Origin of the sequence: Antarctobacter aquimaris, from assembly GCF_900184945.1 — a bacterium.
Lineage (GTDB): Bacteria > Pseudomonadota > Alphaproteobacteria > Rhodobacterales > Rhodobacteraceae > Maliponia > Maliponia aquimaris.
Genome location: NZ_FXYF01000041.1, coordinates 1 through 1,556, shown reverse-complemented (window position 1 = coordinate 1,556; position 1,556 = coordinate 1). Strand labels below are relative to the sequence as shown.

Here is a 1,556-nt window from a genome sequence, read left to right as displayed (position 1 = left end):
CCACATCCAGCTTGCCGTTCTGGTCGGTGTTCGAGGTGGTCGTCAGCATGTCGCCCAGCCGCAGGGTCACCGCGGCGAACTTGCCCGCGTCGACCCCGGCGTCCCGCAGCGCGTCCCGCTCCATGCATAGGTCAAGGCCCAGGTCCGGATTGCCTTCGGTGCCGCAGTCGAGGTCCAAGACCAGTGTTTCGTTCTCGATCAATGAAATTTTCACAAGGTCGTTCATCGTTAATTGCCTCCCGCGTTGGCCTATGAGTCACGGTGTTTCGCCGGACCCGAGGGGAGCAAAAAGTAAACAGCCGGTTGAAAAAGCGAGAAAATCCAAACCGACAATAATGCCACCTCTGTCCGTCGGCAGAACGACGAAAACAGCGCTTTCTCAAGTGAGCCGCATCTGGAGCTTCAAGGCAACAGAAATATTAACCTTTCGTTAAGGCAATGATCGATCGCACTACGAAACGCTTGCTCGGCTTGCTTGCCGTTTCGAGGACACCAGGACCCTTTCTCCCTCAGAGCGGCCTTGGCCTTGGATAACCACGCCGAGACCGGCCTGGAATCGGCTCGTATTGCCTCAACAAGGTCGAACACATCCGCTAGTATCACATCGCCGGTTCGGGATTTTCAGGCGCTCGGTTCTACCTTCGGAACAGTGCATAATCTCACCTTCGGGCAGTTTTCCCGGCGGCGCAGTCATGCCAAGTCGAACTCGTTTCCGCTGAGACAAGGTGTCCGCCATACGGTCGAGGGCCTGTTCGGCCTGGACCCAGCGAGCCCAAGCCTGACAACAGGCCGCCAGTGCCGCGCGGTCGATTTCGGACAGGATGTTCAGGGCGAGCAACTGCCGAGAGACCCGGGTCCATTCCGCGCGGGCCTCGTGCTTGAGATGTGCAGGCGGTTCCGGGAGGGCGGGCGGCGGCCGGTGTTCGGCGGGATTGGCACGGTCGGCACGGTTGGTGCCGGTGACCAGCTTCAGGTCCGTGGGTTTCGGTTTGCGTCCGCGCATCGCACCCCCGCTTCGAATTCTGGCACCAGGGAAGATTTGGTTCGCCCGCCGGTCCACGTCCGAAACCCCCGGAGACAGACCCACCCCCGGAGTCCTCGACAGTCCACAACACCAGGCAAGCCATTGCTATCTTGTCATTTTCCGACATTGCGCGACATCCGCATACAAGCCGTCGGCTGCAGGCTGATCGACTGACCGGCGGTCCATGCTGCGCGCAATGCCGGTGCGCGAATGTCCTTTGTCCATCATGATGCCACCCGTGTTCGCCTCTGCGATGGTATGCGCGGTCAAAGGGGCGGCAGTCCGTCAATGCCCTCTCCACCTCCGACAAACCGGAACTGCGCCCAAATCGAAATGGTTACCGGATTAACCGACCTGCCGATCGGCGGCAGCGGCAATAGCAGCTTCTAAGCAGAGATCCTCGTACCGGGTGCCAAGAGTCGACGCCCCGTGCTTGAAAAGCGCCGTTGCGCGCGCCTGCGCGGGCGTTCGTGCCAGGCGGTTCATTCCCTCGCGCCCGTACCCTGATCGCAAGCAAGTCGCAAAATGGCCT

The 1,556-nt window shown here is 60.6% G+C and carries 2 protein-coding genes; both read right to left on the bottom strand.

The window, feature by feature from the left end:
* Positions 1-226 (bottom strand): hypothetical protein (locus MAA8898_RS25535; RefSeq protein ID WP_141194965.1); only part of this gene is annotated, 226 nt, incomplete at its 3' end.
* 345 nt (positions 227-571) lie between these two features.
* Positions 572-1,003 (bottom strand): P27 family phage terminase small subunit, encoded by a 432-nt coding sequence (locus MAA8898_RS27390; RefSeq protein ID WP_094023825.1) that lies wholly within the window; start codon positions 1,001-1,003, stop codon positions 572-574.
* Positions 1,004-1,556 lie beyond the last annotated feature (553 nt).